The 26,083-nt window shown below is 71.7% G+C and carries 20 protein-coding genes; 10 read left to right on the top strand and 10 right to left on the bottom strand.

Annotated features, from left to right (window positions below; translation table 11 throughout):
• The first annotated feature begins 1 nt into the window (after position 1).
• Complete coding sequence (locus FLP10_RS07635; protein ID WP_149160322.1) at positions 2–1,537, top strand: MmgE/PrpD family protein; 1,536 nt, start codon at positions 2–4, stop codon at positions 1,535–1,537.
• 84 nt (positions 1,538–1,621) lie between these two features.
• On the top strand, positions 1,622–2,521 hold the full coding sequence (prpB, locus tag FLP10_RS07630) for a methylisocitrate lyase (RefSeq protein WP_149160321.1): 900 nt from the start codon (positions 1,622–1,624) through the stop codon (positions 2,519–2,521).
• A gap of 121 nt (positions 2,522–2,642) precedes the next feature.
• Here prpB and FLP10_RS07625 read toward each other — a convergent pair whose 3' ends face one another.
• The gene (locus FLP10_RS07625) at positions 2,643–3,515 is read right to left on the bottom strand and encodes a hypothetical protein (RefSeq protein ID WP_149160320.1); all 873 of its coding nucleotides are present in this window, start codon (positions 3,513–3,515) and stop codon (positions 2,643–2,645) included.
• Positions 3,516–3,880: 365 nt separating this feature from the next.
• Here FLP10_RS07625 and FLP10_RS07620 point away from each other — a divergent pair, with 365 nt between their 5' ends.
• From FLP10_RS07620 to FLP10_RS07610, 3 genes are all read left to right on the top strand, one after another.
• Positions 3,881–5,017: a bifunctional 2-methylcitrate synthase/citrate synthase gene (locus FLP10_RS07620; RefSeq protein ID WP_149160319.1), complete on the top strand. Its 1,137-nt coding sequence runs from the start codon at positions 3,881–3,883 to the stop codon at positions 5,015–5,017.
• 119 nt (positions 5,018–5,136) lie between these two features.
• Positions 5,137–5,856: a hypothetical protein gene (locus tag FLP10_RS07615; RefSeq protein WP_246150275.1), complete on the top strand. Its 720-nt coding sequence runs from the start codon at positions 5,137–5,139 to the stop codon at positions 5,854–5,856.
• A complete protein-coding gene (locus FLP10_RS07610) occupies positions 5,853–6,482 on the top strand; it encodes a DUF4352 domain-containing protein (protein ID WP_210418503.1) in 630 nt (209 codons plus the stop codon). The genes FLP10_RS07615 and FLP10_RS07610 overlap by 4 nt, the downstream gene beginning before the upstream one ends.
• 383 nt (positions 6,483–6,865) lie before the next feature.
• Here the strand turns inward: FLP10_RS07610 and FLP10_RS07605 are convergent, their stop codons facing one another.
• Complete coding sequence (locus FLP10_RS07605; RefSeq protein WP_149160318.1) at positions 6,866–8,230, bottom strand: hypothetical protein; 1,365 nt, start codon at positions 8,228–8,230, stop codon at positions 6,866–6,868.
• Between the two features lie 174 nt (positions 8,231–8,404).
• Between FLP10_RS07605 and FLP10_RS07600 the strand changes: the two genes are divergently transcribed.
• Entirely contained in the window at positions 8,405–8,971 is a 567-nt protein-coding gene (locus FLP10_RS07600) for an acyl-CoA thioesterase (protein WP_149160317.1), read from the top strand.
• Between the two features lie 18 nt (positions 8,972–8,989).
• Here FLP10_RS07600 and FLP10_RS07595 read toward each other — a convergent pair whose 3' ends face one another.
• Positions 8,990–9,595 (bottom strand): TetR/AcrR family transcriptional regulator, encoded by a 606-nt coding sequence (locus FLP10_RS07595; protein WP_149160316.1) that lies wholly within the window; start codon positions 9,593–9,595, stop codon positions 8,990–8,992.
• A 106-nt stretch (positions 9,596–9,701) separates the two neighbouring features.
• Here FLP10_RS07595 and FLP10_RS07590 point away from each other — a divergent pair, with 106 nt between their 5' ends.
• Positions 9,702–11,177, top strand: a complete 1,476-nt coding sequence (locus FLP10_RS07590; RefSeq protein ID WP_149160315.1) for a DHA2 family efflux MFS transporter permease subunit — start codon at positions 9,702–9,704, stop codon at positions 11,175–11,177.
• Between the two features lie 36 nt (positions 11,178–11,213).
• Here FLP10_RS07590 and FLP10_RS07585 read toward each other — a convergent pair whose 3' ends face one another.
• Both FLP10_RS07585 and FLP10_RS07580 read right to left on the bottom strand, forming a co-directional pair.
• Entirely contained in the window at positions 11,214–12,308 is a 1,095-nt protein-coding gene (locus tag FLP10_RS07585) for an AI-2E family transporter (protein ID WP_149160314.1), read from the bottom strand.
• Positions 12,305–12,820, bottom strand: coding sequence for an SRPBCC domain-containing protein (locus FLP10_RS07580; protein WP_149160313.1), 516 nt, complete (start codon positions 12,818–12,820; stop codon positions 12,305–12,307). Before FLP10_RS07580 ends, FLP10_RS07585 begins: the two co-directional genes overlap by 4 nt.
• Positions 12,821–12,892: 72 nt before the next feature.
• On the opposite strand from FLP10_RS07580, the gene FLP10_RS07575 reads away from it, so the two are divergent.
• On the top strand, positions 12,893–13,261 hold the full coding sequence (locus FLP10_RS07575) for a hypothetical protein (protein WP_149160312.1): 369 nt from the start codon (positions 12,893–12,895) through the stop codon (positions 13,259–13,261).
• Between the two features lie 34 nt (positions 13,262–13,295).
• On the opposite strand, the gene FLP10_RS07570 is transcribed toward FLP10_RS07575, so the two are convergent.
• Entirely contained in the window at positions 13,296–15,002 is a 1,707-nt protein-coding gene (locus tag FLP10_RS07570) for a phytoene desaturase family protein (RefSeq protein WP_149160311.1), read from the bottom strand.
• A 312-nt stretch (positions 15,003–15,314) separates the two neighbouring features.
• Here FLP10_RS07570 and FLP10_RS07565 point away from each other — a divergent pair, with 312 nt between their 5' ends.
• Positions 15,315–18,173: an OmpL47-type beta-barrel domain-containing protein gene (locus FLP10_RS07565; protein WP_210418502.1), complete on the top strand. Its 2,859-nt coding sequence runs from the start codon at positions 15,315–15,317 to the stop codon at positions 18,171–18,173.
• A gap of 97 nt (positions 18,174–18,270) precedes the next feature.
• Here FLP10_RS07565 and FLP10_RS17685 read toward each other — a convergent pair whose 3' ends face one another.
• A complete protein-coding gene (locus tag FLP10_RS17685; RefSeq protein WP_246150274.1) occupies positions 18,271–18,996 on the bottom strand; it encodes an META domain-containing protein in 726 nt (241 codons plus the stop codon).
• A gap of 61 nt (positions 18,997–19,057) precedes the next feature.
• The gene (locus tag FLP10_RS07555; RefSeq protein ID WP_149160310.1) at positions 19,058–20,029 is read right to left on the bottom strand and encodes a LysR family transcriptional regulator; all 972 of its coding nucleotides are present in this window, start codon (positions 20,027–20,029) and stop codon (positions 19,058–19,060) included.
• A gap of 169 nt (positions 20,030–20,198) precedes the next feature.
• Between FLP10_RS07555 and FLP10_RS07550 the strand changes: the two genes are divergently transcribed.
• On the top strand, positions 20,199–23,885 hold the full coding sequence (locus tag FLP10_RS07550; protein WP_149160309.1) for a proline dehydrogenase family protein: 3,687 nt from the start codon (positions 20,199–20,201) through the stop codon (positions 23,883–23,885).
• A 201-nt stretch (positions 23,886–24,086) separates the two neighbouring features.
• Here FLP10_RS07550 and FLP10_RS07545 read toward each other — a convergent pair whose 3' ends face one another.
• Positions 24,087–25,313 (bottom strand): sensor histidine kinase, encoded by a 1,227-nt coding sequence (locus FLP10_RS07545; protein WP_149160308.1) that lies wholly within the window; start codon positions 25,311–25,313, stop codon positions 24,087–24,089.
• Positions 25,314–25,315: 2 nt separating this feature from the next.
• A complete protein-coding gene (locus FLP10_RS07540; protein ID WP_149160307.1) occupies positions 25,316–25,975 on the bottom strand; it encodes a response regulator transcription factor in 660 nt (219 codons plus the stop codon).
• Positions 25,976–26,083 lie beyond the last annotated feature (108 nt).

The following is a 26,083-nucleotide window of genomic DNA, read 5'->3' as shown; positions in this document are numbered from 1 at the left end:
GGTGAAGACCCACCACGTGCGCACCCACCGAAGCGATGAGCACCTCGCCCGCGAGGGCCAGCTCGCCTGGCAACTCGCGGCGCTCGCGACCGATCCCGTCGAACTCGACGACGACGTGGTCGAGATGGTCGTGAACCGCGTGATCGACAACGCGGCGGTGGCCGCGGCATCCATCGCCCGGAAGCCGGTCGTGTCGGCGCGCAGCCAGGCGCTCGCGCACCCCGTGTCGATCGGCGGCGACGGCGCGACGGTGTTCGGCGCCGATGCGGCCCGACGCACCAGCCCCGAGTGGGCGGCGTGGGCCAACGGGGTCGCGGTGCGCGAGCTCGACTTCCACGACACGTTCCTCGCGGCGGAGTACTCGCACCCGGGCGACAACATCCCGCCGATCGTCGCGGTCGCGCAGCACCTCGCTGCGTCGCGCGGACTCACCGGGCGCGACGTCGTGCGCGGCATCGCGACCGGGTACGAGATCCAGATCGACCTGGCCAAGGGCATCAGCCTGCACCAGCACAAGATCGACCACGTCGCGCACCTCGGGCCGTCGGCTGCGGCCGGCATCGGCACCCTGCTCGGCCTCGATCAAGAGACGATCTTCCAGGCCATCGGGCAGGCGCTGCACACGACCACGGCGACCCGCCAGTCGCGCAAGGGCGAGATCTCGACCTGGAAGGCGCACGCGCCCGCGTTCGCCGGCAAGATGGCCGTCGAGGCCGTCGACCGCGCGATGCGCGGCGAGACCAGCCCGGTGCCGATCTACGAGGGCGAGGACGGCGTCATCGCGTGGCTGCTCGGCGGCCCCGAGGCATCCTACGAAGTGCCGCTGCCCGACGCGGGCGAAGCGAAGCGGGCCATCCTCGACTCCTACACGAAGGAGCACTCCGCCGAGTACCAGGCCCAGGCCTGGATCGACCTGGCGCGCAAGCTGCACGACGCGTATCCGTTGATCATCAACCCCGACCTGGTCGAGTCGATCACGCTGCACACGTCGCACCACACGCACTACGTCATCGGATCGGGCGCGAACGACCCGCAGAAGTACGACCCCGATGCCTCGCGCGAGACGCTCGACCACTCGATCCCGTACATCTTCACCGTCGCCCTGCAGGACGGCGCCTGGAACCACGAGACGTCGTACTCGCCCGAGCGGGCGCACCAGCCCGACACGATCGCGCTGTGGAAGAAGGTGACCACCGTCGAAGACCCCGAGTGGACGCGCCGCTACCACTCGCTCGACATCGCCGAGAAGGCGTTCGGCGGGCGCGTGGTGATCAAGCTCGCCGACGGCGGCGAGATCGTCGACGAGATCGCGGTCGCGGATGCGCACCCGCTCGGTGCCCGCCCGTTCGGTCGCGACGACTACGTGAAGAAGTTCCGCACACTCGCCGAGTGGGCGCTCGAGCCCGCCGAGATCGAGCGGTTCCTCGACCTCGCGCAGCGGCTGCCCGAGCTCTCGCCCGACGAGCTCGGCGGCCTCACCTTCACGGCGGCACCGGGTGTGCTGGCCGCGACCGAGGTGCCGACCGGGTTGTTCTGACCCCCCTGCATCTGCTCTGATCCATCTGCTCTGATCCATCTGTCGGCCGGCGCTCCGTGCCGGTCGGCCTCTGAGGAGGCATCCATGCTGTATGCGAAGACCCCGGCGCACGAGAAGCGGCGCGCGTTCCGCGAGCGACTCGCCACGGGCGAGCTGCTGCGGTTCCCCGGCGCGTTCAACCCGCTGTCGGCACGGCTCATCGAGCAGCGCGGGTTCGAGGGCGTATACGTGTCGGGTGCGGTGCTCGCGGCCGATCTCGGGCTGCCCGACATCGGGCTCACGACGCTCAGCGAGGTCGCCGGTCGCGGTCGGCAGATCGCGCGGATGACCGAACTGCCCGCGATCATCGACGCCGACACCGGGTTCGGCGAGCCCATGAACGTCGCCCGCACCGTGCAGGAACTCGAGGACGCCGGCCTCGCCGGCCTGCACATCGAAGACCAGGTGAACCCGAAGCGCTGCGGGCACCTCGACGGCAAGCAGGTCGTCGATGAGCACACCGCGCTGCAGCGCATCGCCGCGGCAGTCGACGCGCGGCGCGACCCGAACTTCCTGATCATGGCGCGCACCGATATCCGCGCGGTCGACGGGCTCGACGCCGCGATCGACCGAGCGAAGGCGCTCGTCGATGCGGGCGCCGACGCGATCTTCCCCGAGGCGATGGCGACGCTCGCCGAGTTCGAGGCGGTGCGGGCGGCCGTGGACGTGCCGCTGCTGGCGAACATGACCGAGTTCGGCAAGAGCGAGCTGTTCACGGTCGACCAGCTGCGCGATGTCGGCATGAACATCGTCATCTGGCCCGTGTCGCTGCTGCGCCTCGCGATGGGCTCGGCGATGCGCGGACTCGACGAGCTGGCGGCCGAGGGATCGTTGCAGGCCAAACTCGGCGAGATGCAGCACCGCGCCGAGCTCTACGACCTCGTCGACTACGAGGGCTACAACCACTTCGACACCGGGATCTTCAACTTCACCATCTCGCGCTGAGCGGCGCCCCCCTCCCCGTTCTCCTTCCGCGCCGTTTGGACGCGATTCGGCGGGCTGGCGGCACTCGCCTCAGCCGAATCCCGTCCAAACGATGGGGGAGACCGGGCGCTGCGGGCGGGCGTCAGAGCCGCAGGGTGCCACGCCATCCCCGGCGGGCGAGGTTCCTCGCGATTCGGCGCAGGAGCGCAGGCGGATCGCGGAGGTCGTCGGCGGCGACCTCGGTCACGTGCAGGCCGAGCGACTCGAGTTCGGACTCGCGGGTGCGGTCGCGCCGCCACTGCCGTCGATCGGTGCGGTGGTGGTCGCCGTGGTACTCGAGGATCTCGCCGTACTCCTCGAACAGCAGGTCGACGCGCGCGACGAACCGCCCGTGCTCGTCGCGGATCTCGGCGTTCGCCCGCGGTGCCGGCAGCCCGGCGCGCACCACCAGCACCCGCAGCTCCGACTCCTTCGGCGATTCTGACGCGGGATCGAGCAGGTCGAGGGCCTCGCGGATCACCCGGATGCCTCGTCGATCGGCGCGTTCGTCGGCCACCCGCGCGAGCTCGTCGGTGGTGCACAGGCGGAGGCGGAGCATCCGGTCGCCCGCCGCGACCAGCTCGGGCAGGCTGAGGCGCGTGGCGAGATCGCACCAGGTGCGTGCGGGGCGGGTCGTCGCCAGGTGCAACCAGCGCGTGACGTGATGGGGTGGCAATTGCAGCACTGAGCCGGTGATGCCGGCACGACGAACGGCGCGGCTTCCCGCAGGAAGTGCGAGGTGGATCGGCGTGAGCGGGCCCGGCCGGTGCCGCGCCGGCAACGGGAGGCCGAACAGCGCGGCGGAGGTCGGGCCGCAGAGCACGGCCTCCGGGCCCGAGACGAGCAGCGCCGCTTCGCAGCGGGTGTGGAAGTCGTCTGAGAACGCCGCCGGCGCCCGCACGCCGCCGAACGGCGCAGCCAGGTCCGATCGGTCGAGCCGATCGCGGCCGACGCCGATGTCGAGGGCGGATCCCACGGTGAAGACGCGCCCGCGGAGCGGGGAGGGCAGCGGTTGCGGCGATGGCACCGCGCCAGCTTGTCCGCGAGCGACGGCTCCGAGGCACGGATGCCCCTGAACGGTGCACTGCGCCTGGCGCTTGCGCGCAGGGGAGGAGTACTCGCGTCCGAGCCGCTTCGCCGTTCGGACGCGATTCGGCGCCCGCCGCCCCGCACCCCGGCCGAATCGCGTCCAATCGGCGTCGTGGGTGGGTGGTGGGTGGCGGGCGGGCCGCGGCGGCCGCGCTTCCGGTGAGTGGCAGCGCGAACGCTTCGGCGACGGAGGGGATGGCTAGGCTGGATGGGCGGTCGCGCTGGGGCGGCCGCCGACCCACGAGGAGCACGATGAGCGATCAGCAGCCCGAGATCTACAAGGGTCTGGCCGGGGTTCCGGTCGACTACACCGCGATCTCGAAGGTCAACCCCGAGACCAATTCGCTGCTGTACCGCGGGTACCCCGTGCAGGATCTCGCCGCGGCCGTCACCTTCGAAGAGGTCGCCTACCTGCTGTGGCACGGCGAGCTGCCGAACGACGAGGAGCTCGCCGAGTTCGAGCAGGTCGAGCGGGCGCACCGGCACCTCGATCCGGTGGTCAAGCGCGTGATCGACGAGCTGCCGACGACCGCGCATCCGATGGACGTCGTGCGTACGGCGGTCAGTGCGATCGGCGCTCGCGACGACGAAGCGGCGGATGACTCGCCAGAGGCCGAACTGCGCAAGGCGAAGCGCCTGTTCGCGGCGATCCCGGCCGTTGTCGCGTACGACCAGCGCCGCAGGCGAGGGCTCGACCTGGTCGAACCGCGCGACGATCTCGGCTACTCGGCGAACTTCCTGTTCATGACGTTCGACGAAGTGCCCGAGCTGCCGGTGGTCGACGCGTTCGACGTGTCGATGATCCTGTACGCCGAGCACTCGTTCAACGCCTCGACGTTCACCGCGCGCGTGATCACGAGCACGTTGAGCGACCTGCACTCGGCGGTCGTCGGCGCGATCGCCGCCCTCAAGGGTCCGCTGCACGGCGGCGCGAACGAAGCGGTCATGCACACGTTCGACGAGATCGGCGAGGCGGCCAACGTGTCGGCCTGGCTCGACGACGCGCTCGCCCAGAAGCGCAAGATCATGGGCTTCGGGCACCGGGTCTACAAGCACGGCGACTCGCGCGTGCCGACCATGAAGACGGCGCTCGACAGCCTGGTCGGCTACTACGAGCGTCCCGACATCCTCGACCTGTACAACGCGCTCGCCGACGAGTTCGTCGCGCGCAAGGGCATCCACCCGAACCTCGACTACCCGTCGGGGCCGGCTTACCACCTGATCGGGTTCGACACCGAGCTGTTCACGCCGATCTTCGTCGCCTCGCGCGTCGTCGGCTGGACGGCGCACATCATGGAGCAGCGCGCCTCGAACGCGTTGATCCGCCCGCTGTCGGTGTACAACGGCGTCGATCAGCGCGAGGTTCCGGCACGCGAACCGGTCGAGTAGCGGGCCGGATCACGCGTCGGGTCGCGGGCCGGGTCGGGTCGCGCGTCGGGTCGCGGGCGACGGAACGGGGCGTCGCAGCGACGCGCAAGCCGGCGTGCGGCCCCCTATGCTTGCTCCCCGTGAGCACCCAGCGGTCGGGCGAGCCGGCTTCGGAGAGCGCGGCCGCCGCGTCGGCTCGGTCGCGTCGGGCCGCTCGCGCGGAGCGGCGGTCGTCGCAGCGGTTCGGATGGCTCAGAGCCGCGAGCGACCGCGTGCCCACGTCGTGGTTCGCCGGCATCGCGACGGCGATCGTGCTGATCGCGACCGCGGCGTTCGGCGGCATTGCGACCGTCGAGGCGGCACCGCTGCCCGAACTCGAACCGGGTGAACCGCATGTGAACGACCAGTTCTCGACGACGGTGCGGCGCGCGGTGCTCATCGACGACCTGCCGGGCTCCGGGGTGTTCCCCGAGGCAGGCCAGCGCGTGCTGTCGCTCGTGGTCGACGCCGAGAACCGGTGGACGCGGCCGCTGTCGTCGATCGGCGAGGGCGGGATGTCGCGGCTCGTCGAGCTCGCCGACCTGCCGGGAGTCGCTGCCGAGGGGGTCGCCCGCTACGACGACGCGACGGCATCGCCCTGGCTGCAGCCCGAGGTTCCGGCGACGCTCGTGCTTTCGTGGGCGGTCGACGCGAACCGGTTCGGCGACGGCGACGAACTCGTCGTGCGGCTGAGCGACGCCTCGCTCTTCACGGGCACGATGGTCGTCGACGATGTGTACTGGGCCGAGCCCATCGCAGCCGCCACGGTTCGGGTGCGCGTCGAAGATGTCGGGTCGGGAAGCGGCGGGGAGACCCGATGACCACCACGACCGAGCACGCGCCGTCCCCTGCGCCCACGAGCCCCCGCTCGCGCACTGCGCGCCCTGCGCTCACCTCGCGCACGGCGCTCGCCTGGCTCGTCGGCGTCGGCCTGGTGGCCGCAGCCTGGGTGGTCGCGCTCGTCACGCCCGGCGCCGACGCCGTCCAATCGCCGTTCCCGGTCGAGGCGTCGATCGGCGAGCGCGTCGAGGGCCGGAACCTCGCGGTCACCGTCACCGACGTCCGCGCGGCCGAGGAGGTCGAGATCGACGGATGGTCCGCCGAGGGCACGTGGATCGTGGTCGACCTCGAAGCCGAGGCCGTGGTGACCGAGGAGTTCGCCCGCCTCGCGCTCGCGACCATCGAGCAGGGCGGTCGTACGTTCTCGGCGAGCGAGCGCCCGACCACTTCGCTGCGCAACTCTGAGCTCTCGGTCGGCGTGCCGCGCGCGGGCGCCCTCGCGTTCGAGGTGCCGGCCGACGTGCTCGACGGCGGGCCTGCGACGCTGCGGCTCGGCCTCGACCCCGACTCGCGCCTCGACTCGGTGATCGAGCTGCGGTTCGATCCGGGCGGCCTCGACGTCGAGGCATCCGTGGCTGTGGCCCCGACCGAGTGGGCGCGATCGTGACGCGCGGCTGGTGGCGGCGCAACGCGGTCGCGCTCGCCGCGGTCGTGGTGCTGGTTCCGGCCACGTTCGGCGCGATCACCTGGAACGACTGGAGCGCGGTCCGCGCCGGCACGCCGACCGACGCGGTCGTGGTCGAGCACGCGGCATCCGTCGAGTTCGGCGGTGCGACCTGGCGCGACGCGCGGCTCGAGCCCGTCGCCGACGTGCACGACCTCGACGTGCCGACCGGTGCGCGACTGCTGCGCGCGACGATCGCGATCGAGCCCGATGCCGACGCACCGAGCTGCCTGCCGCCGACGCTGCGCGAGACATCCGGTGCGGGTCGCGACTGGTCCGAGGCGTCCTCCGAGGTCGGAGCCGACTACGACCCGGATGCCCCGACCTCATGCGCCGGCGCCGGAACCCAGCCGTTCGAGCTCGTCGCCCTCTTCCTCGTGCCCGACGACGCGACCGGGCCCTTCGCCCTCGACGTGGTCGACGCCGACGCCCTGCCCCGATTCCTGCGGTTCCGCGTCGGCAGCGCCGCCGCCGACTGAGTCGGCGGGCACCAGCCGGGCCAGCGTGGCGTCGTACGCGCTCGCCACCAGTGCGACCCTGATCGGTTCGACGAGCACCACCGGCAGCAGCAACAGCGCCGTGTCGGCGATGAGCCAGAACGCCTGCACGTCGTGCGGGCCCACGACCCGCGTGACGGCGAAGGTCAGCGCGCCCTCGAGCCAGAGCACGACCGTGTACAGCAGCACGTACCCGCCGATCAGCACCGGGCCGGCCCGCCACATCAGCACGATCGCCCGGCCGATCGGGGTGAACCGCGACGCGAAGTCCGACCAGAGGTCGCCCAGGCGCTTGCGCACCGCCTCGGGCACGCGCGAGTAGCGGTCGCGCGCACGCTCGACGACGGCTCCGCCCAGGCGCGGCGCCTGCGCCGCGACCGCCTGGCCGTAGACGACACCGGCGATGGTGAGCCACGCGACCGGCAGCAGCACGATGCCGCCCGCCTCGCCGAGGAGCCACTCGACCCCGCCCCACAGCCACCCCACCACCTCGAGCCGCGCATCGACCCATGCTCGGGCGTCGCCGATCCAGACGATCGCCTGCCGGGTCTCGATCCAGGCGCTCACCCACCCGAGCACCTGCGACACGAGCGTCACCGACAGGAACACCCACACCGCCTCGAGGTACACCGAGACGACGGCGAGCCACCGCGGCAGTCGCTCGCGGTACCGCTTCAGCGCCCAGCGGCCGGCGTAGGCGACGACGATGAGGGCCACGGTGATCGGCTCGAACACGAGGTTGTCGAGCGTCGCGGCGGTGTCGACCGTCTCGCCCGTCAGAGCCGATTCGATGATGCGGCCCGACTGCACCTCGAGGCCGCGAGCGAGGTAGGCGGCCATGTCCTCGCGCAGGTAGCCCCACGCCGCGTAGAACGCGAAGAACGGCAGGATGCCCGCGAGCACCGCGTCGGCGAACGACCGTCGCGCGGCGGCCGGATCGGCGGGAACCGGGGCGAGGGTGCCGAGCCGGCGCATCCCGCCGCGCAGCACGAGCAGCATCGCGACGAACGCGACCAGGCGCGCGAGGATCGCGATCGGCATGAGCAGCAGGCCGCCGAGGGCGGTGGATGCTCCGACGAACCCCGCGAGCTGGATCATGAGGTACCGCGCGAGCGTGCCCGCGAGGTACCAGGCGAGCAGCTGCGGCCAGGTCGCCGCGAGCAGCCGCCCGGTGGTCGAGATCACGGATCGCACGGCACCACGGTAGTGGGTCGGATGCGGCGGATGTCGCGCAGGGACCAGGGCACCGCGACGCCCGCCGGTTTCGGTGCAAGCCCACAACGCGGGCCCGAGGCATCCGACCGGTGCATTGTCAGCAAGCGACAAGCGGATGACCACGGTGGCGGATGCCTCGTACCCTCGTGGATTATGCACATGCTCTTCCGCACGCTGCTCCACGTCCTGTTCCTGTCGCGCCGCAAGCCCGACCTCGGGCACTGGGACGTCGCCGAGACCCGGTTCATCGTGCTGCCGACCGATCTCGACATCAACCGGCACATGAACAACGGCGTCTACTTCTCGATCATGGACGTCGCCCGGTTCGACATGCTGGTGCGCAACGGCATCTGGAAGACCATGATGCAGAAGGGCTGGTACCCGGTCGTCGCGAGCGAGACGATCACGTTCCGCAAGTCGCTGAACCCCTGGCAGCGGTTCACGATCGAGTCGCGGGTGATCGGCTTCGACGAGAAGTCGGTGTACGTCGAGCAGCGGTTCGTGCGGCCCGGCCCCGACGGCGAGCCCGAGATCTACGCGCAGGGGTTCATCCGCGGGCGGTTCCTGCGCAGGACGGGCGGCACGGTGCCGGTTCCCGAGCTCATCGAGGCGTTCGGCACCGACCCGTCGGGCCAGGAGCTGCCCGAGTGGATCCACCGCTGGGGCGAGGATGTCGCGCTGCCCGCGACCCGTGCGGCGGCGCCGTCGGTCTGGAACTGACCCCGGGTCGTTCCCGCTTCACGCGTCGCGGGCGAGCCCGTCGACGACGATGCCGAGCTTGTCGCCGAAGGTGCAGGCGAGCAGTTCGTCGACGTTCTCCTGGTGCTGCTGCACCTGGCTGAGCAGCCCCGACGCGATGAGCGTGTTGATGAGCATTCCCTGGGCCATGAAGCTCATCGCCTCTTCGGGCTCGAACACCGTGCGCAGCCGGTCGTAGATGCGCATGAATCCGCGCCGGGCGACCGGCCCGATGCCGGCGTCGTGGCCGAGGATGAACCCCTGCATGAGCGCGAGCAGGATCCCGCGGTCGGTCTCGACGAGCTCGACATACGCCTCGCCGACGCGCGACTGCACGCTGCGCTCGTCGTCGGTGGCCCGGATGGCCTCGTCGAACGCGCCGAGGATGCGTTCGCACGTGCGCTCGAGCACCTCGATGAACAGCTGCTCCTTCGTGCCGAACATGCGCACCACGTACGGCTGGCTGATGCCCGCGGCCCGTGCGACCTTGTCGGTCGTGGCGCCCGCGTAGCCGAGGTCGCCGAAGACGCGCGTGGCCGCCTCGAGGATCAACTCGCGCCGCTCCGTTGCGGGGATGCGATCCATCTTCGTCTGCATGCTTGACATGTTATCAGTCGATTACTACAGTGCCTCGAGGGAGGTAATCAGTCGATTACCACAGCGGTCCGGCCCGCCGACGAATCCACCAGCACCGAACCCAGAAGGAGCATCCATGTCCGCCACCGCACGCCGTGTCCCGGTGTGGCTCGCCGTCGTCGCGGCATCCCTGCCCATGTTCATGGCCACGCTCGACAACCTCGTCGTGACCAACGCCCTGCCCGCCATGCGGGCCGACCTCGGCGCTTCGATCGAGGAACTCCAGTGGTTCGTCAACGCGTTCACCCTCGCGTTCGCGACGTTCATCCTCGCGGCCGCCGCGCTCGGCGACCGGCTCGGCCGCCGGAACGTCTTCCTCGCAGGCATCGGCGTGTTCACCATCGCGAGCGCACTCGCCGCCTTCTCGACCGAGCCGTGGATGCTCATCGCCTCACGCGCCGTCCAGGGCGTCGGCGCCGCGGGAATCATGCCGCTCTCGCTCACGCTCATCGCCGGATCCGTGCCCGCGCGGCTCCGACCCGCGGCGATCGGCATCTGGGGCGGGGTCGCCGGCCTCGGCGTCGCACTCGGCCCGCTCATCGGCGGCGCCGTCGTCGAGGGCTGGAACTGGCAGGCCATCTTCTGGCTCAACGTGCCCATCGGCGTGGTCGCGATCCCGCTGGCGCTGGCCGCCCTGCCGAACTCGCTCGGCGCACGGGTGCGCATCGACGTGCCCGGCGTCGCCCTCGCAGGCCTCGGCGTGCTCGGCCTCGTCTACGGAATCGTCCGCGGCAACGACGCCGGCTGGGACAGCGCCGAGGTGCTCGCCGCGCTCGCCGCCGGCACCGTGCTGCTCGTCGTGTTCGTGCTCTGGGAGCGCCGGGCGACGGCGCCTCTTCTGCCGCTGCGCCTCTTCCGCGACCGCAGCTTCTCGGTGGCCAACCTCGTCGGCTTCGCCTTCAGCTTCGGCATGTTCGGCGCCGTGTTCATCCTCATCCAGTTCCTGCAGGTGGTGCAGGGCGCGAGCCCGCTCGAAGCCGGCGTGCAGACCATGCCGTGGACGCTCGCGCCGATGTTCATCGCCCCGATCGCGGGGGCGATCGCACCGCGCGTCGGCACTCGCGCGCTCATGGTCGCCGGTCTCGCCATGCAGACGGTCGCACTCACCTGGCTCGCGCTCGTGATGGACGCGAACGTCGCCTACGGCGTGCTCGTCGCACCGTTCCTCATCGCCGGCGTGGGCATGGCCTTCGTCTTCGCGCCGATGTCGACCGCGGTGCTCGCGAACATGGCCGACGACGACCACGCCAAGGCGTCGGGCACGAACTCGACGCTTCGCGAACTCGGCGTCGCCCTGGGCATCGCGGTGCTCACCGCCGTGTTCACGGGCGCGGGCGGCCAGCTCACGCCGACGGGCTACGTGGATGCCGCGGTGCCGGCGATCCTCGTCGGTGCGGGTGCGCTCGCGCTCGCGTTCGTCGCGGCGCTGTTCCTTCCGGCAGGGCGTGCCGGCGAGGCATCCGATCGTGCTTCGGGCGAAGCATCCGACCGGATGATCGCGCCGACCGACCGGGCGACCGACCTGCCCGAGCCCGAGCTCGCCGCTCGCTGAGCGGGCCGGGCCGATCGTGATCCCGGGGCGGGCGCGCTAGGTGCGCGCCTGCTTCGGGATCACGATCTCGCGGATGATCAGCAGGATGCCCGCCGAGATGGGGATCGCCACGAGCGCGCCGAGCAGACCGAGCAGAGTGCCGCCCGCCAGCGCCGAGATGAGCACGATCGTGCCGGGCACCTGCACCGCCTTGCCCATCACCCTCGGCGTCAGCACGTACGCCTCGATCTGCATGTAGACGAGCATCGCGAGCAGCACGATGAGCCCCGCGGTCGGCGAGACGAAGAGCGAGAAGATCGTCATGATCGCCGTGGTCAGCACGGTTCCGATCAGCGGGATCAGCGTGACGAACAAGGCGATCACGCCGAACAGCAGCGCGAACGGCACCCGCACGATCGTGAGCAGCAGCGTCGAGAACACCGCGTTGAAGAACGCCAGCACCACCATGCCGCTCAGGTACTTGCCGACCGAGTTCATGATGCGCTCCGAGTACGAGACGACCTGCTCGCGGTGCGACGCCTTCACGAGCTGGTACACCGCGTGCTTGGTCATGTCGAGCGTCGCGATGAAGTAGATCGACAGCACGACCACGAACACGCCGGTCGACACCGCGCCGATGATCGAGGCACCGAACGCGAGCGCACCGCCGCCGATGGTGGCCCACAGGTTCGGGTCGCTCAGGATCTGCTGCACGCCGGCGAGCAGGTCGGTGAGCAGGCCGTTCGTCGCCGCGTTGACCTCGTCGTACCAGTTCGCGTCCTCGGCACGCTGCACGAGCTCGGGGATGCCCCGGAAGAGCGCCGTGATCTGTTCGACCAGCGGCGGGATCACGACCCAGACGATCGCCACCACGACGCCGAGGAACAACAGGATCACGACCAGGATCGCGAGGCCACGGCTCATTCCGCGTCGTTGGAACCAGCGGATCAGCGGGTCGAGCCCGAGGGCGACGAAGGCCGCGATGAACACCGACAGGATGACGCTCTGCAGGTTCACCGCGGCGACCGCGAGCAGCAGCGCGAGCAGCACGCCGAGCGTGACGATGAATCCCCAGCGGAACGGCTGGGCCGACATCATCGAGGTGCGGTCCTCGGTCTGCTGCCGGCGGCGGAGCCGGTCGACCGACCTCACCGGGTCGCCGTTCGGGGCACCGGCATATCGCGGTAGTGGTCGCGGAACACGGGGTAGTAGTCGCCCCAGTCGGGCGTCGACTGCCCGGCCCGCGCCGCCTGCAGGCGGTCGAGGTAGTAGTCCCAGCCGGGACCGATCTCGCCGACCACCGACGGGTCGACGATGCGTTCTTGGAAGACGAGGGTGGTGAGCCCGCCTGCGGCCTCGCGCACGTGGCAGTGCAGACGACGGGTCGCGTCGCCCGAACCGATGTGCAGGCGGAACTTGTGCGGCGGCTCGCACTCGAGCACCGAGACGCTCATCCAGTCGGCGTCGGGGTCTTCGGCGGTCATCTTGAACAGGATGCCGCCGGTCGATGGACTGCCCGTCCAGGTGCCGATCCAGCCGGCCGTCGCGGTGGGGTTCGTCAGGCTGTACCAGACGTCCTCGATGGGGGCGTGGAACAGTCGGTCGAACTGGAGTCGGAGCTCGTCGCCCTTGGTGACGTAGTGGCCGGTCGGCTTGGCGTTCATCGTCGATCCCCCTGTCGATCCCCTGCGATTCAGGCTAATCGGGGAGAGGGGATGGCGGCTAGAGTCGGTGCCATGACTTCCAAGGGTGGGCAGGGAACGAAGCACCAGGAGACACTCGATCTGGGCGAGGGCAAGTCGGGACTCTGGGGGGCGCTCGCCGGCCTCATCGTCGCGGCGCTCATCGCGGTTCCGCTGTCGGCGGCGTTCGCGTTCGCGACCCACCCGCACAGCCAGCAGCTCTTCGGCGGCCGGCTCGAGGAGGCATCGGCCGGCGGCTACCAGGCGTTCTGGTGGATCGTGACCATCCTGCTGGCCGCCCTGCCGTTCCTGGTCGGCTTCGGCGTCGCGAAGCTCTCGGCGCGCTCGCTCGTGATCGTGGGTGCGATCGTGATCATCTTCGTCGTGCTGATCGTGATCCTCGGGCAGCTCTTCGTCTTCTAGCCCGGGCGCCCTGTGCCGGCGCGGAGCGGACCGGTCAGCCGCGCGACTCGAGCACGGCCATCGCGGCGTTGTGCCCGCCGATGCCGCTGACTGCGCCACCGCGCACGGCACCCGAGCCGCACAGCAGCACGCTCGGGTGCGCGGTCGCGACGCCCCAGCGCGCTGCGGGCGTGTCGAGTGCGGCGCCGGGCTCGGCCCACGGCCACGACAGCGGGCCGTGGAAGATGTTGCCACCGGGCATCGCGAGGGCCTCTTCGAGATCGTGCGTGGTCTTCACCTCGATGCACGGGCGGCCCGAGGCATCCGTCATGATGACGTCGCGGATCGGCTCGGCGAGCACGCGGTCGAGCGACGCGAGCACGGCCTCTTCGAGGCGGGCGCGCAACTCGTCGTTGCCGAAGCGCTCGACGAGCCGGTCGGGCACGTGCAGGCCGAAGACGGTGAGCGTGTGCGCGCCGCTCGCGACGAGCTCGGGGGACAGGATCGACGGGTCGCTGAGCGTGTGGCAGTAGATCTCGCACGGCAGCGGGTCGGGAATCGCGCCGCGCGCGGCGGTGCGGTACGCCGCGTCGAGCTGCGTCTCGAGCTCGTTGATGTGGAACGTGCCGGCGAACGCCTGCTCGGGGCGCACCGACGCGTCGCGCAGCCGCGGCAGGCGGGTGAGCAGCAGGTTCACCTTGACCTGCGCACCCTCGGGCGTGGCGAGGTGGCGCAGCCGCTCGCGCACCACGGCCGGGATGGGCACGGGCACGTCATCGGCGGGGAAGCCGTGACGCGGGGCGACACCGGCCGAGGAGGTTGCGCGCTCGCGCCGCGCATCCGCACCGGCCGCGATCAGGCGGTCGAGCACGGCGGGTGCGACGTTCGCGAGCATGGTCGGGGCGGATGCCTCGTGCTCGACGCCGTCGGAGCGCCAGCGCACGAGCGCGCCCGCCGGTGAAGCCGACGCCCCGCCGACGGTCGCCTCGACCGCCACGACCTCGGCCTCGGTCACGAGCACCGCGCCCGCCTCGCGAGCGGCCCGGGCGAGCTCGGCGGTGACGGCCCCCATGCCGCCGACCGGTACGTCCCAATCCCCGGTGCCGCCGCCGATCACGTGGTACAGGAAGCATCGGTTCGCCTCGAGCGACGGGTCGTCGAGCTCGGCGAACGTGCCGATGAGCCCGTCGGTGGCGACGACGCCGCGCACCAGGTCGTCGCCGAAGCATCGGTCGATCGTCTCGCCGAGCGGGCGCTCGACGAACGCGTTCCACACCCGGTCGTCGGCAACCAGCGCCTTGGCGTCGTCGCGCGTCGGCAGCGGCTCGGTGAGGGTCGGGAACAGCGCCTCGGCGACCCGCGCAGTGTCGTGGTAGAAGGCGTCCCAGGCGGTCGCGTCGGCCTCAGCGCCGACGCGTGCGAAGGCGGCGACGGATGCCTCGGGGCCGGCCTCGGTGTCGACGAGCAGGCCACGCGACGGATCGCGGGGGTCGGGCGTGTACGACGAGAACCGCCGACGTACGAGCCGGATGTCGAGCCCCAGGTCGTCGATGATGCGCTGCGGCAGCAGGCTGACGAGGTACGAGTAGCGGCTGAGGCGGGCCTCGACGCCCTCGAACGCCTGCGCCGAGACGGCCGCGCCGCCGAGGTGGTCGTCGCGCTCGAGCAGCAGTACGTCGAGGCCGGCGCGGGCGAGGTACGCGGCAGCGGTCAGCCCGTTGTGGCCGCCGCCGACGATCACGACGTCGTGGGTCTGAGGCATCCATCGAGCGTAGCCGTCGCCCGCCGCCCGCAACCTGCAACCCGCACCTCGAGCCATGTCGGGGACGCTCGTTGTCGCTCGCCGGCCGCCGAAGCGACCACAAGCGACCCCGAGGAACGCCGAAGCGACCCCGAGCGACCCCGAGCCCGCCACCCTGCGCATTGCGCCGGAAATGTTACTGACAAGTCAGTAAGCATTCCGCTATAGTGACGAGCACGTCCGCGCCGCCGTCGGCGCGGGTCGAGCACCACTCGCACTGACCGGTCGACCGGCGGCGCGACGGCCGCCGGCCCCTCGTTCAAAGGAGAACCTGTGACGCATCCGTTCCGGGCGGAGCATCCGCCCGCCCGCCTCGCCCGCCGCATCGGCGCCGGGGCGGCCATCACCGCCCTCGCCCTCGGAGGAACCGTCATCACCGCCGCAGCACCCGCCGCCGCTGCCGACGGCGACGATCTTTTCGGCCCGAACGTCACGATCTTCGACGAGACGTGGTCGGTCGACGACATCAACGCCGCCCTGCAGGCCGCCTCGCACGAGGAGGAGTTCAGCCTCAACCGGCACCAGTTCTTCTTCAAGCCTGGCACCTACGGCTCGGCCGCGGGCCAGGACGACCCGCTGACCGCGACCGACATCATCAATTCCGAGCTCGGGTACTACCAGTCGGTCTCGGGTCTCGGCGCCTCGCCCGAGGACGTGCGCATCAACGGCGCGATCCACGTCGAGCCGGTGCGCGCCTGCGAGCCGAACCCGTGGGACTGCCAGCAGCCCGGGTCGCTCACCCGGTTCTGGCGCTCGATGTCGAACCTCACGTTCAACCCGATCCAGCAGCCCGTCGGCATCGACGCCGACCGGCCGTTCCCGAGCGGCATCACCTCGCCGCACGAGATGCGGTTCGCCGTGTCGCAGGCCGCGCCGCTGCGCCGCATCAACATCGAGGGCTCGCTCACGGTGTTCGGCCGGGTCGGCGAATACGCCTCGGGCGGATACCTCGCGAACTCGAACGTCGACGGCACGATCGTGACCGGGTCGCAGCAGCAGTGGTTCACCCGCAACTCGACCGTCGGCACGTGGGACGGCGGCGTCTGGAACATGGTGTTCTCTGGCGTCGAGGGCGCACCCGCGCACGACTTCGGCCCGATCGAGGGCGGCGGCACCGGCAACAAGACGGTCGTCGACGAGACGCCGATCAACCGCGAGTCGCCGTTCCTGTACCTCGACGGCGACGACTACAAGGTGTTCGTGCCGAAGGCGAAGGCCGACACGCGCGGGCACGACTGGTCGACGGATGCCTCGGCCGGCGACTCGATCGCGATCGGCGACTTCTTCATCGCGAAGCAGGGCGCGACCGCCGCCGAGCTCAACGCGGCCCTCGCGACCGGCAAGCACCTGCTCATCACCCCCGGCGTCTACGAGCTGGATGCTCCGCTGCACGTCGACCGCGCCGACACCGTCGTGCTCGGCCTGGGGTACGCCTCGCTCGTGCCGACCGCCGGCACCGCCGCGATCGAGGTCGGCGACGTCGCCGGCGTGAAGATCGCGGGTCTCACCGTCGACGCGGGCCTCGAGAACTCCGACGTGCTCGTGCAGGTCGGGCCTCGCGGGGCATCCGTGGCGGATGCGGCCGACCCGACCACCCTCACCGACGTCTTCATCCGCGTCGGCGGGCCGTGGGCCGGCAAGGCGACCACCTCGATCGAGGTGAACAGCCCGAACACGCTGCTCGACCACATCTGGGCGTGGCGCGCCGACCACGGCGACGGCGTCGCGTGGGACTCGAACACCGGCGACCACGGCGTCATCGTGAACGGCGACGACGTCACCGCGCTCGGCCTGTTCGTCGAGCATTACCAGAAGAACCAGGTGATCTGGAACGGCGACGGCGGTCGCACGATCTTCTACCAGAGCGAGATCCCGTACGACCCGCCGACGCAGGCCGCCTTCATGGACGGCGACCGGCTCGGCTTCGCGTCGTACCGCGTCGGCGACGGCGTCACCTCGCACCTGGCCCAGGGGCTCGGCGTGTACTCGTTCTTCGACCAGACGATCAACGGCGGGCAGGACATCCGCGTCGAGAGCGGCATCCAGACGCCGAGGTCGAAGAATGTGCGGTTCGAGTCGATGACGAGCGTGTTCCTGAACGGCACGGGCGGCATCAACCGCATCATCAACGACGCCGGCGAGCCGGCCGTCGGGTCGTTCGCTTCCCCGCAGCTGGTGTCGTACCCGCCGGCCGACACGACGGCGCCGACGATCTCGGCCGTCGTCGACGGCGCGCAGGCGAACGGCTGGTACCGCGGCGCCACCCTCACCGCGACCGCGACGGATGACTTCACGCCGCCGCCGGCGGTCGAGGTGCGCATCGGCTCGGGCGACTGGCAGGCGTACACCGCGCCGGTCGCGCTGCCCGACGGCGACCTCGCCGTCGAGGTGCGCGCCACCGACGACTCGGGCAACGTCGCCTCGACCACCTGGTCGGGCAAGGTCGACGCCACCGCACCGGTCGTCGTCGCCACGGTCGACGCCGAGGCCGGCACGGTTGCGCTCGACGCGACCGACGCGCTCTCGGGCGTCGCGTCGCTCGAGTACGCGCTCTGGTCGACGGTCGCGGGCGACGACGCCGACTGGCAGGCCTACACGGAGCCGGTCGAGCTGCAGCCGGGTGCGCGGGTGGTCAGCTTCCGGGCTGCGGATGTCGCGGGCAACGTGTCGGCGATCGACAGCGCCGGGTCGGCGAACCCGAACGAGCCGAGCATCGCCATCGACGTGTCGGGCGACCTCGAGGTCGGTGACGAGGTCGAGCTGACCGGGTCGGATGTCCCGGCGGGGGCCTACACCGTGGTGTTCCGCTCCGATCCGATCGAGGTCGCGCAGGCCGCGGTGGGTGTCGACGGTGAACTGGTCGTCACGTTCACCGTGCCCGAGGTCGAAGCGGGCGAGCACACCATCGAGCTCGTCGGCCCCGATGGGGCGGTCGTGGCGAGCCTTGAGGTGACGGTCGCGGCGGCACCCGGCTCGGGTGGCGGTTCGGGCGGTTCGGGCGGTGGCTCGGGCGCGGCCGGCGGCCTCGCATCGACCGGGTTCGGGGGCGGCCTCGCCGCACTCGGCGCCCTGGCACTGCTCGTCGCGGGCGGCGTGACGCTCGTCATCCGTCGCCGGGCCGCGCGCGCCTGACGCTCCCTCGACGAGAGCACCCCGCCGGGGTCGCTTGTGGTCGCCCGCAACACGCGGAAGCGACCACAAGCGGCCCCGGCAGGGGAGTGTGAGCTGGTCAGGCCGTGCGCGTGAGCGTGACGAGCACCACGTCGTCGTCGTCGAGCACGGTGAGGGTGTCGCCGTCGACGGTCGCCGAGTCGAGGCGGTTCAGCGACTGGTCGACCCCCTCGCACGCCATCAGCGTGGATGCGACGCCCTCGAACTCGATACCGCCGCCGTCATCGGGCTCCCAGGTGCCGGTGAGCCGGTTGCACCCGTCGCTGCCCGTGACGGTGCCGTCGTCGGCGATGACGAGGAACGGCTCGCCCGTGGCATCCGTGCCCCAGGTCCCGATGAAGCCCTCTCCGGCCGCGGCCGGGGTCGGCTGGACCGTGGTCGGCGTCGACGAGGTGCGGGCGAGCGTGCCGATCTCGGCATCGTCGTCGCCGAGCACGGTCATGGTGTCGCCGTCGATGCGCGCCGCCTCGGCGCCCGACAACCACGTGTCGACGCCCTGGCAGAACATGCGCGTCGCAGCGAGGCCGCTGAAGTCGACGATGCCGTCGTCGTCGCGCTCCCACGTGCCGCGCAGGCTGTTGCAGCCGTCGTTGCCGGTGAGTACGCCGTCGTCCGCCAACGAGAGCCATGGCTCGCCCGTCGCCGCCGGGTCGCCCCACGTGCCGATCGGGTCGCCGCCCTGCCCGCCCGACGAGCCGGCGCCCGCGCACCCGGCGAGTGCGAGTGCGGCAGCCGCGGCGGCGACGAGTGCGGACGTGACGATGGCGCTGCGATTCCCCCACATGAGGCCGAGCCTACGCCCGGGTCCATCCGCGCGAGCCGCGGCCCGCGGGCGGGCCGAGAGGTCAGGCTTGCGACACCGCGCTCGGGTCGGCCGCGCGCGCGAGGGCCGCACGCACCGCCACCACGGCGGGCCGAGCCGCACTCGCCAGCCGCGCCGACGAGAACACCTCGCGGTGCGGTTCGCCGGGCAGCGCCGCGAGCATCAGCCGCGGTGCGTCGCCGGCCCACACCAGGTCGGGCAGCAGCCCGACCGCGTTGCCCGACTCGATGAGGCGGATGTGCGCCATCAGGTCGGCGGTCTCGAAGCGCACGTCGGGCTCGAACCCCGCCGACCGGCAGAGCTGTTCGGCCCACTCGCGCGACGCGGTGCCGCGCGGCTCGAGCACCCACGGTCGGGTCGCCGCCCAGGCCAGCGCCTGGGCGGGGCTCGCGGCGTCGCCGCCGGCGAGGTCGGCCGGCGTCGCCGGTCGGGCGAGCGCGCCCACGCCGATGGCGGCGGCTTCGGCGGGCAGCGCGAGCCGGATCGCGTCGGCGGCGAGCGGCACCAGGTCGAGGCCCGGGTGTCGCGGCCGAGTGCGGCCCGGATACTGTTCGGCGAGCACGAGGTCGAAGTCGCGGGCGGCGACCTCGAACAGGCCGGCTTCGGGTTCGCGCTCGGTGATCTCGACGCGCAGCGTCGGATGCTCCGCGGCGAGCGTCGTGAGCGCGCGCGGCACCACCGCGTGCGCGGCCGATTGGAAGACGGCGACCCGCACCGTGCCGCCGACGTCGGTGAGCGAGCGGGCCACCTCGGCCTCGGCGGCCTCGAGTCGGTCGAGGATCGCGGCAGCGTGCTCGACGAGCACCTCGGCCTGCGGCGTGAGCTGCACGCGCCGGCCCGCCGGCACGAGCAGGGTCACGCCGACCTCGCGTTCGAGCTGGTCGAGCTGCTGCGACACGGTGGAGGGGCTGTACGAGAGCGCTTCGGCGACCGCTGAGAGCGTGCCGCGACGGTGCAACTCGACCAGCAGGCGCAGGCGTCGGACATCGAGCATGAGGCCTCCGTGGCATCCGAATATATTGGTCGGTTTCATCGAAGAGTATCAGTCGAATTCATCCGATTGACCGAACAGATTGCGTGTTGGAGGATGCTGCGCGGGCGCACGTGCGCCACCCCGGGCGCCGCCGTGGGCGCAACAAGAGAAGAGAAGTACCGTCGTGAGCATGACCACCGTCGACTCGACCGTGAGCACCGACCAGGTCGTCGCCCTCGTGCGACGCTGGCTCGCCGAGAGCCGCACCTACCCCACCGACCCCTCGGCCGAGCGCCTCGCCGGTGTGCTGAAGGATCCGAACGGGCTCGCCTTCACCGTCGGATTCGTCGACGGCGTCATGCGCCCCGAAGACCTGCGCGTCGCCGGCCGCAACCTCGAGCGGGTCGCGAAGCTCACGCCGAGGTTCTTGCCGTGGTACCTGCGCGGCGCGGTGCGCCTCGGCGGCGTGCTGGCGCCCGCGTTCCCGTGGATCGTCATCCCGATCGCCCGCCGTGTGCTCCGCGCGATGGTCGGCCACCTCGTGCTCGACGCCACGCCGTCGAAGCTCGGCCCCGCGATCGCGAAGCTGCGCGAGTCGGGCAACCGTCTCAACCTCAACCTCCTCGGCGAGGCCGTGCTCGGCGAACAGGAGGCCGACCGCCGACTCGAGGGCACCTACGAGTTCCTCGCCCGCGACGACGTCGACTACGTCTCGATCAAGGTGTCGAGCGTGGTCAGCCAGCTCTCGATGTGGTCGTTCGACGAGGCCGTCGAGAAGGTCGTCGCCAAGCTCACCCCGCTCTACGAGCTGGCGGCACGTTCGTCCGCCGACGGCAAGCCCAAGTTCATCAACCTCGACATGGAGGAGTACCGCGACCTCGACCTGACGATCGCGGTCTTCACGACGCTGCTCGACCGCCCGTCGCTGCAGGGTCTCGAGGCCGGCATCGTGCTGCAGACCTACCTGCCCGACGCGCTCGGCGCGATGCAGGAGCTGAACGCGTGGGCTCGCACCCGCCGCGCCGCGGGCGGTGCGCCGATCAAGGTGCGCGTCGTGAAGGGCGCGAACCTCGCGATGGAGCACGTCGACGCCGCCATCCACGACTGGCCCGTCGCGACGTACGGCACCAAGCAGGACTCCGACACCAACTACAAGCGCGTGCTCGACTGGGCGCTCACGCCCGAGCGGGTCGACGCGGTGCGCCTCGGCGTCGCCGGCCACAACCTGTTCGACATCGCGCACGCGTGGCTGCTCGCCAGCGACCGCGGCGTGAACTCGGCCGTCGAGTTCGAGATGCTGCTCGGCATGGCCACCGGCCAGGCGGCGGCCGTGCGCGGCGACGTCGGCCGCCTGCTGCTGTACACGCCGGTCGTGAACCCGAGCGAGTTCGACGTGGCGATCGCCTACCTGATCCGCCGCCTCGAAGAGAACGCCAGCCAGGACAACTTCATGTCGGCTGTGTTCGACCTCGACGACGAACGGCTGTTCGCGCGCGAGCGCGACCGGTACCTCGCCTCACTGGCGGCGCTCGCGGGCGAGACGGATGCCACGCCGGCACCGCGCCCGAACCGCACCCAGAACCGCCGCACCGAGTGGCAGGGCCGCACGCCCATCGCCGACCTGCCGCACGCGGGCGCTCCTGCGCCCGGTCCCGAGCACGACCAGGAGTCGCTGACCGTCGCGGTGCTCGACATCGCGCGCGGGTCGAGCGGCCCGGATGCCTCGACCGGCACGGGCGCCGACCAGGCCGCCGTGCTCGACGCGATCGAGGCCGTGCTCGACGGACAGCCCGTCGCCGCGGCATCCGAGCCCGAGCCTGCGGGGCCTGGCACCACCCCGGGCTTCCGCAACGAACCCGACACCGACCCGGCCCTCGCGGCCAACCGCGAGTGGGGCCGTCGCATCCTCGCCCGCGTACCCGACTCGGCGCTCGGCGTCGAGACGATCCGCGCCGCGCGCATCGACGACGCCGGCGAGCTCGCCGCACTGCTCGCGAGCGTGCGCGCCGCGGGTGAGGCGTGGGGCCGGCGCCCCGCCGCCGAGCGCGCTGCGATCCTGCACCGGGCCGGCCTTTCGCTCGCCGCCAACCGCGACCGCCTCATCGAGGTGATGGCGTCCGAGACGGGCAAGACCATCGCCGAGGCCGACCCCGAGGTGAGCGAGGCCATCGACTTCGCGCACTACTACGCCGAGCGCGCCCGCGAGCTCGACCACGTGCGCGGCGCCCGGTTCGTGCCGTCGAAGCTGACCGTCGTGACGCCGCCGTGGAACTTCCCCGTCGCGATCCCCGCGGGCGGCGTGCTCGCCGCGCTCGCCGCGGGATCGGGCGTGGTGATCAAGCCCGCCGGGCTGGCCCAGCGCGCCGGCGCGGTCATGGTCGAAGCGCTGTGGGAGGCCGGTGTGCCCCGCGACGTGCTCGCCCTGCTCGACGTGGGCGAGCGCGAGCTCGGGCGTCAGCTCATCGCGAGCCCGCTCGTCGATCGTGTGATCCTCACTGGCGCCTACGAGACGGCCGAGCTGTTCCGCTCGTTCCGCGAGGACCTGCCGCTGCTGGCCGAGACCAGCGGCAAGAACGCGATCATCGTGACGCCGTCGGCCGACCTCGACCTCGCGGCATCCGATGTCGTGAAGAGCGCCTTCGGCCACGCCGGCCAGAAGTGCTCGGCGGCGTCGCTGGTCATCCTCGTTGGGTCGGTGGCCAAGAGCGAGCGGTTCCGCCGCCAGCTCGTCGACGCGGCGACGTCGATGCGCGTCGGGTACCCCGAGGACGCGACGAGCCAGATCGGCCCGATCATCGAACCCGCGTCGGGCAAGCTCTTGAGCGCGCTCACCGAGCTCGGCATCGGCGAGGAGTGGCTGGTCGAGCCGCGCCAGCTCGACGCGACCGGCCGGCTGTGGTCGCCGGGTATCCGCACGGGCGTGGCGCCCGGGTCGTACTTCCACCTCACCGAGTTCTTCGGGCCGGTGCTCGGCGTCATGCACGCGAAGGACCTCGACGAGGCGATCCGCCTGCAGAACGCGGTCGACTACGGCCTGACCGCGGGCCTGCACTCGCTCGACGCCGACGAGCTCGCCACCTGGCTCGACCGGGTCGAGGCCGGCAACCTGTACGTCAACCGGGGCATCACCGGCGCGATCGTGCAGCGCCAGCCGTTCGGCGGCTGGAAGAAGTCGGCCGTCGGCGCGGGCGCCAAGGCCGGCGGGCCGAACTACCTGTTCGGCCTCGGCGACTGGGAGCCCGCCGACGACCGCCAGTCGACCTCGCTGCACCTGCGCGGACTCGAGCGTCGGGTCACGGAGCTCATCGAGGCGTCGCAGTCGTCGCTCGACTACGAGCAGTTCGAGCTGCTGCGCCGGGGTGCCCTGTCGGACGAGATCGCCTGGGCCGAAGAGTACGGCGTCGTGAAGGATGTCTCGGGCCTCGGGGTCGAGCGCAACGTGTTCCGGTACCGGCCGACGCCGGTGGCCGTGCGCATCGCCGAGGGCGGCACGCTCGTCGACGGGTTGCGGGTCATCGCTGCGGCCACGCTCGCGAAGTCGCCGATCTCGGTGTCGACGGCGCATCCGCTGCCCAAGCGCGTGCGCACGCTGCTCGAGGCACGTGACATCCGGGTGCGACGCGAGGACGACCGCGGATGGCTCGAGCACCTCGCCGCGCAGGGCGCCGGCGCCGGCGCCGACCGCATCCGACTCGTCGGCGCCGACCCGGCCTCGGTCACGGCCGCGTTGCACGGCCGCCCCGATGTCGCCGTGTGGGCGCACCCGGTCACCCCGTCCGGGCGGGTCGAACTGCTGCCGTTCCTGCGAGAGCAGGCCGTGTCGATCACGAACCACCGCTTCGGCAACCCGACCGACCTCTCCACCGCCGTCATCTAACCCCCCCGCCCCGCCCCCTCCCGCCCGCCCCGCCCCCCCCGCCCCTCCGCCCCCCTCCCGCCCCCCGCTCCACGCGCGAACAAGGTCGATTTGTGCGACTGAGGATGGCGCAAGCCGCCCTCATTCGCACAAATCGACCTTGTTCGTGAGGAGCGGGGGGAGGGGAGGGACGGGAGGGGGAGGGAGGGGGGGCGGGCGGGGTTAGGGGAGGGAGAGGGTGGCGACCAGGCCGCCGCCGGGGCGCGGCCTGAGCACCAACTCGCCGCCGTGCGCGGCCGCGACGGCGCGCACGATCGACAGCCCGAGCCCGTACCCGTCGCGGTCGGCACTCCGCGACGCCTCACCCCGGTGGAACGGCTCGCCGAGCGCGGCCACCTCGGCGTCGCCGAGTTCGCGCCCGGTGTTCTCGACGGTGAACCCGGGGCGTTCGGCGTCGATCCGCACGATGACGACCCCGCGTTCGTCGTTGTAGCGCACCGCGTTGTCGAGCAGGTTGCGCGCGGCGAGCTCGAGCAGCTGCGCATCACCGTCGACGGTTGCGCCCGCGGCGGGCTCGTCGTACGACACCTCGACCCCGAGCGCCGCCGCCTCATCCGCGACCTCGGCGACCGCAGCCGCGAGCGGAGTGCCGAGCTCGACCGGCACCCGTTCGTCGATGCGGCCCCGCCCACGGGCGAGCACCAGCAACGACCCGATGAGCCGCTCGCTGTGCGCGTTCGCCGCGAGCGCGCGACGCACGGCGGGCTGCAGCTCGGCGGGCACCCGGCCCTGTTCGAGCGGGATCTCGAGTGCGGCGCGCGTCACCGTGAGCGGGGTGCGCAGCTCGTGCGACGCGTTCTGGACGAAGCGGTCCTGCGCCTCGAATGCGGTGTGCAGCCGGTCGAGCATGCCGTCGATGGTGTCGCCGAGCTCCTTCACCTCGTCGTCGGGCCCAGCCAGGTCGAGCCTGCGGTCGAGGTCGTCGGTCGTGATACGCCGGGTCAGCTCCGTCACCTCGGCGATGCGGCGCAGCGAGCGGCGGGCGAGCCAGCCGGCCAGCAGCACGGCGATGATCGCGAAGACGGCGAGCACTACGACGGATGCCACGAGCAGGCTCCCGAGCACATCCTGCGAGAGTGCGCCCGAGTACTCGTCGAAGGCGGCCTCGAGCGCCTCGCGAGGAATCTGGGCGCCGGGCGGATGATCCGCATCGCCGAGCCCGGTGCCGGTCATCACGTAGCAATTCGTGGACATCGCCGGCCCAGAGGCATCCGGCCCTCGAACCTCCGAGCAGATCGTGGCGCTCGATGCCGCGCGGAAGAAGCTCTGCACGAGCAGGTACTGCACGGCGAGCAGGCCGACGCCGGCAGCGACGAAGATCGCTGCGATCGTGACGGTGAGCCGGGTGCGGAAGCTCCACCGGCGGCGCAGGGGTCTCGAGTCGTCCATGGTCACTCGATCCGATAGCCGAGGCCGGGCGAGTTGTCGATCAGCCACGGATGCCCCAGCTTCTTGCGTAGGGTGTGCACCGCGAGCCGCACGGTCGCGGCGGTGTGATCGCCCGGTTCGTCCCAGGCGAGGCCGAGCAGGCGCTGCGGGGTGAGGTAGCCGCCGTCAGCGGCCAGCAGTGCCTCGAGCACCGCGAGTTCGCGCCGGGTCAGTCGCACGGGGCGGCCGTCGCGTTCGGCCGTGCGGCGCACGGGGTCGAGGCGCACCCCGCCGCGTTCGAGCACGGCGTCGGCCGGGGCATCCCCCCGCCGTCGGCCGAGCGCGCGGATGCGGGCCAGCAGCTCGACGTACGCGAACGGCTTGGCCAGGTAGTCGTCGGCGCCGAGGTCGAGTCCGCGCACCCGGTCGCCGACCGCGCCGGCCGCGGTGAGCATCAGGATGCGAGCCGGATGCCCCTGGGCCGCGAGCGTGCGGCACACCGCGTCGCCCGACAGCACGGGAAGATCGCGGTCGAGCAGCACGACGTCGAAGTCACCGTCGGAGAGGCGCTGCAGCGCGGCCGCACCGTCATGCACGACGCCGACGCCGAACCCGTCGAGGCGCAGGCCCTCGGCGAGCGTCTCGGCGAGCTCGCGCTCGTCCTCCACGATCAGCACGCGCATGACACCTCCGCTCCTCCACCCCGATTGTGCACCGCAGCCCGTTTGTCGCGCGTTTGCCGGCCGGCGACGCGGCCCCAACGCCCCCGAGCCTAGAACTGGTCGAAACCG

Source organism: Agromyces intestinalis, assembly GCF_008365295.1.
GTDB classification, from domain to species: domain Bacteria; phylum Actinomycetota; class Actinomycetes; order Actinomycetales; family Microbacteriaceae; genus Agromyces; species Agromyces intestinalis.
The sequence above is the reverse complement of the archived record's forward strand: the minus strand, read 5'-3'. Positions and strand labels throughout refer to the sequence as shown.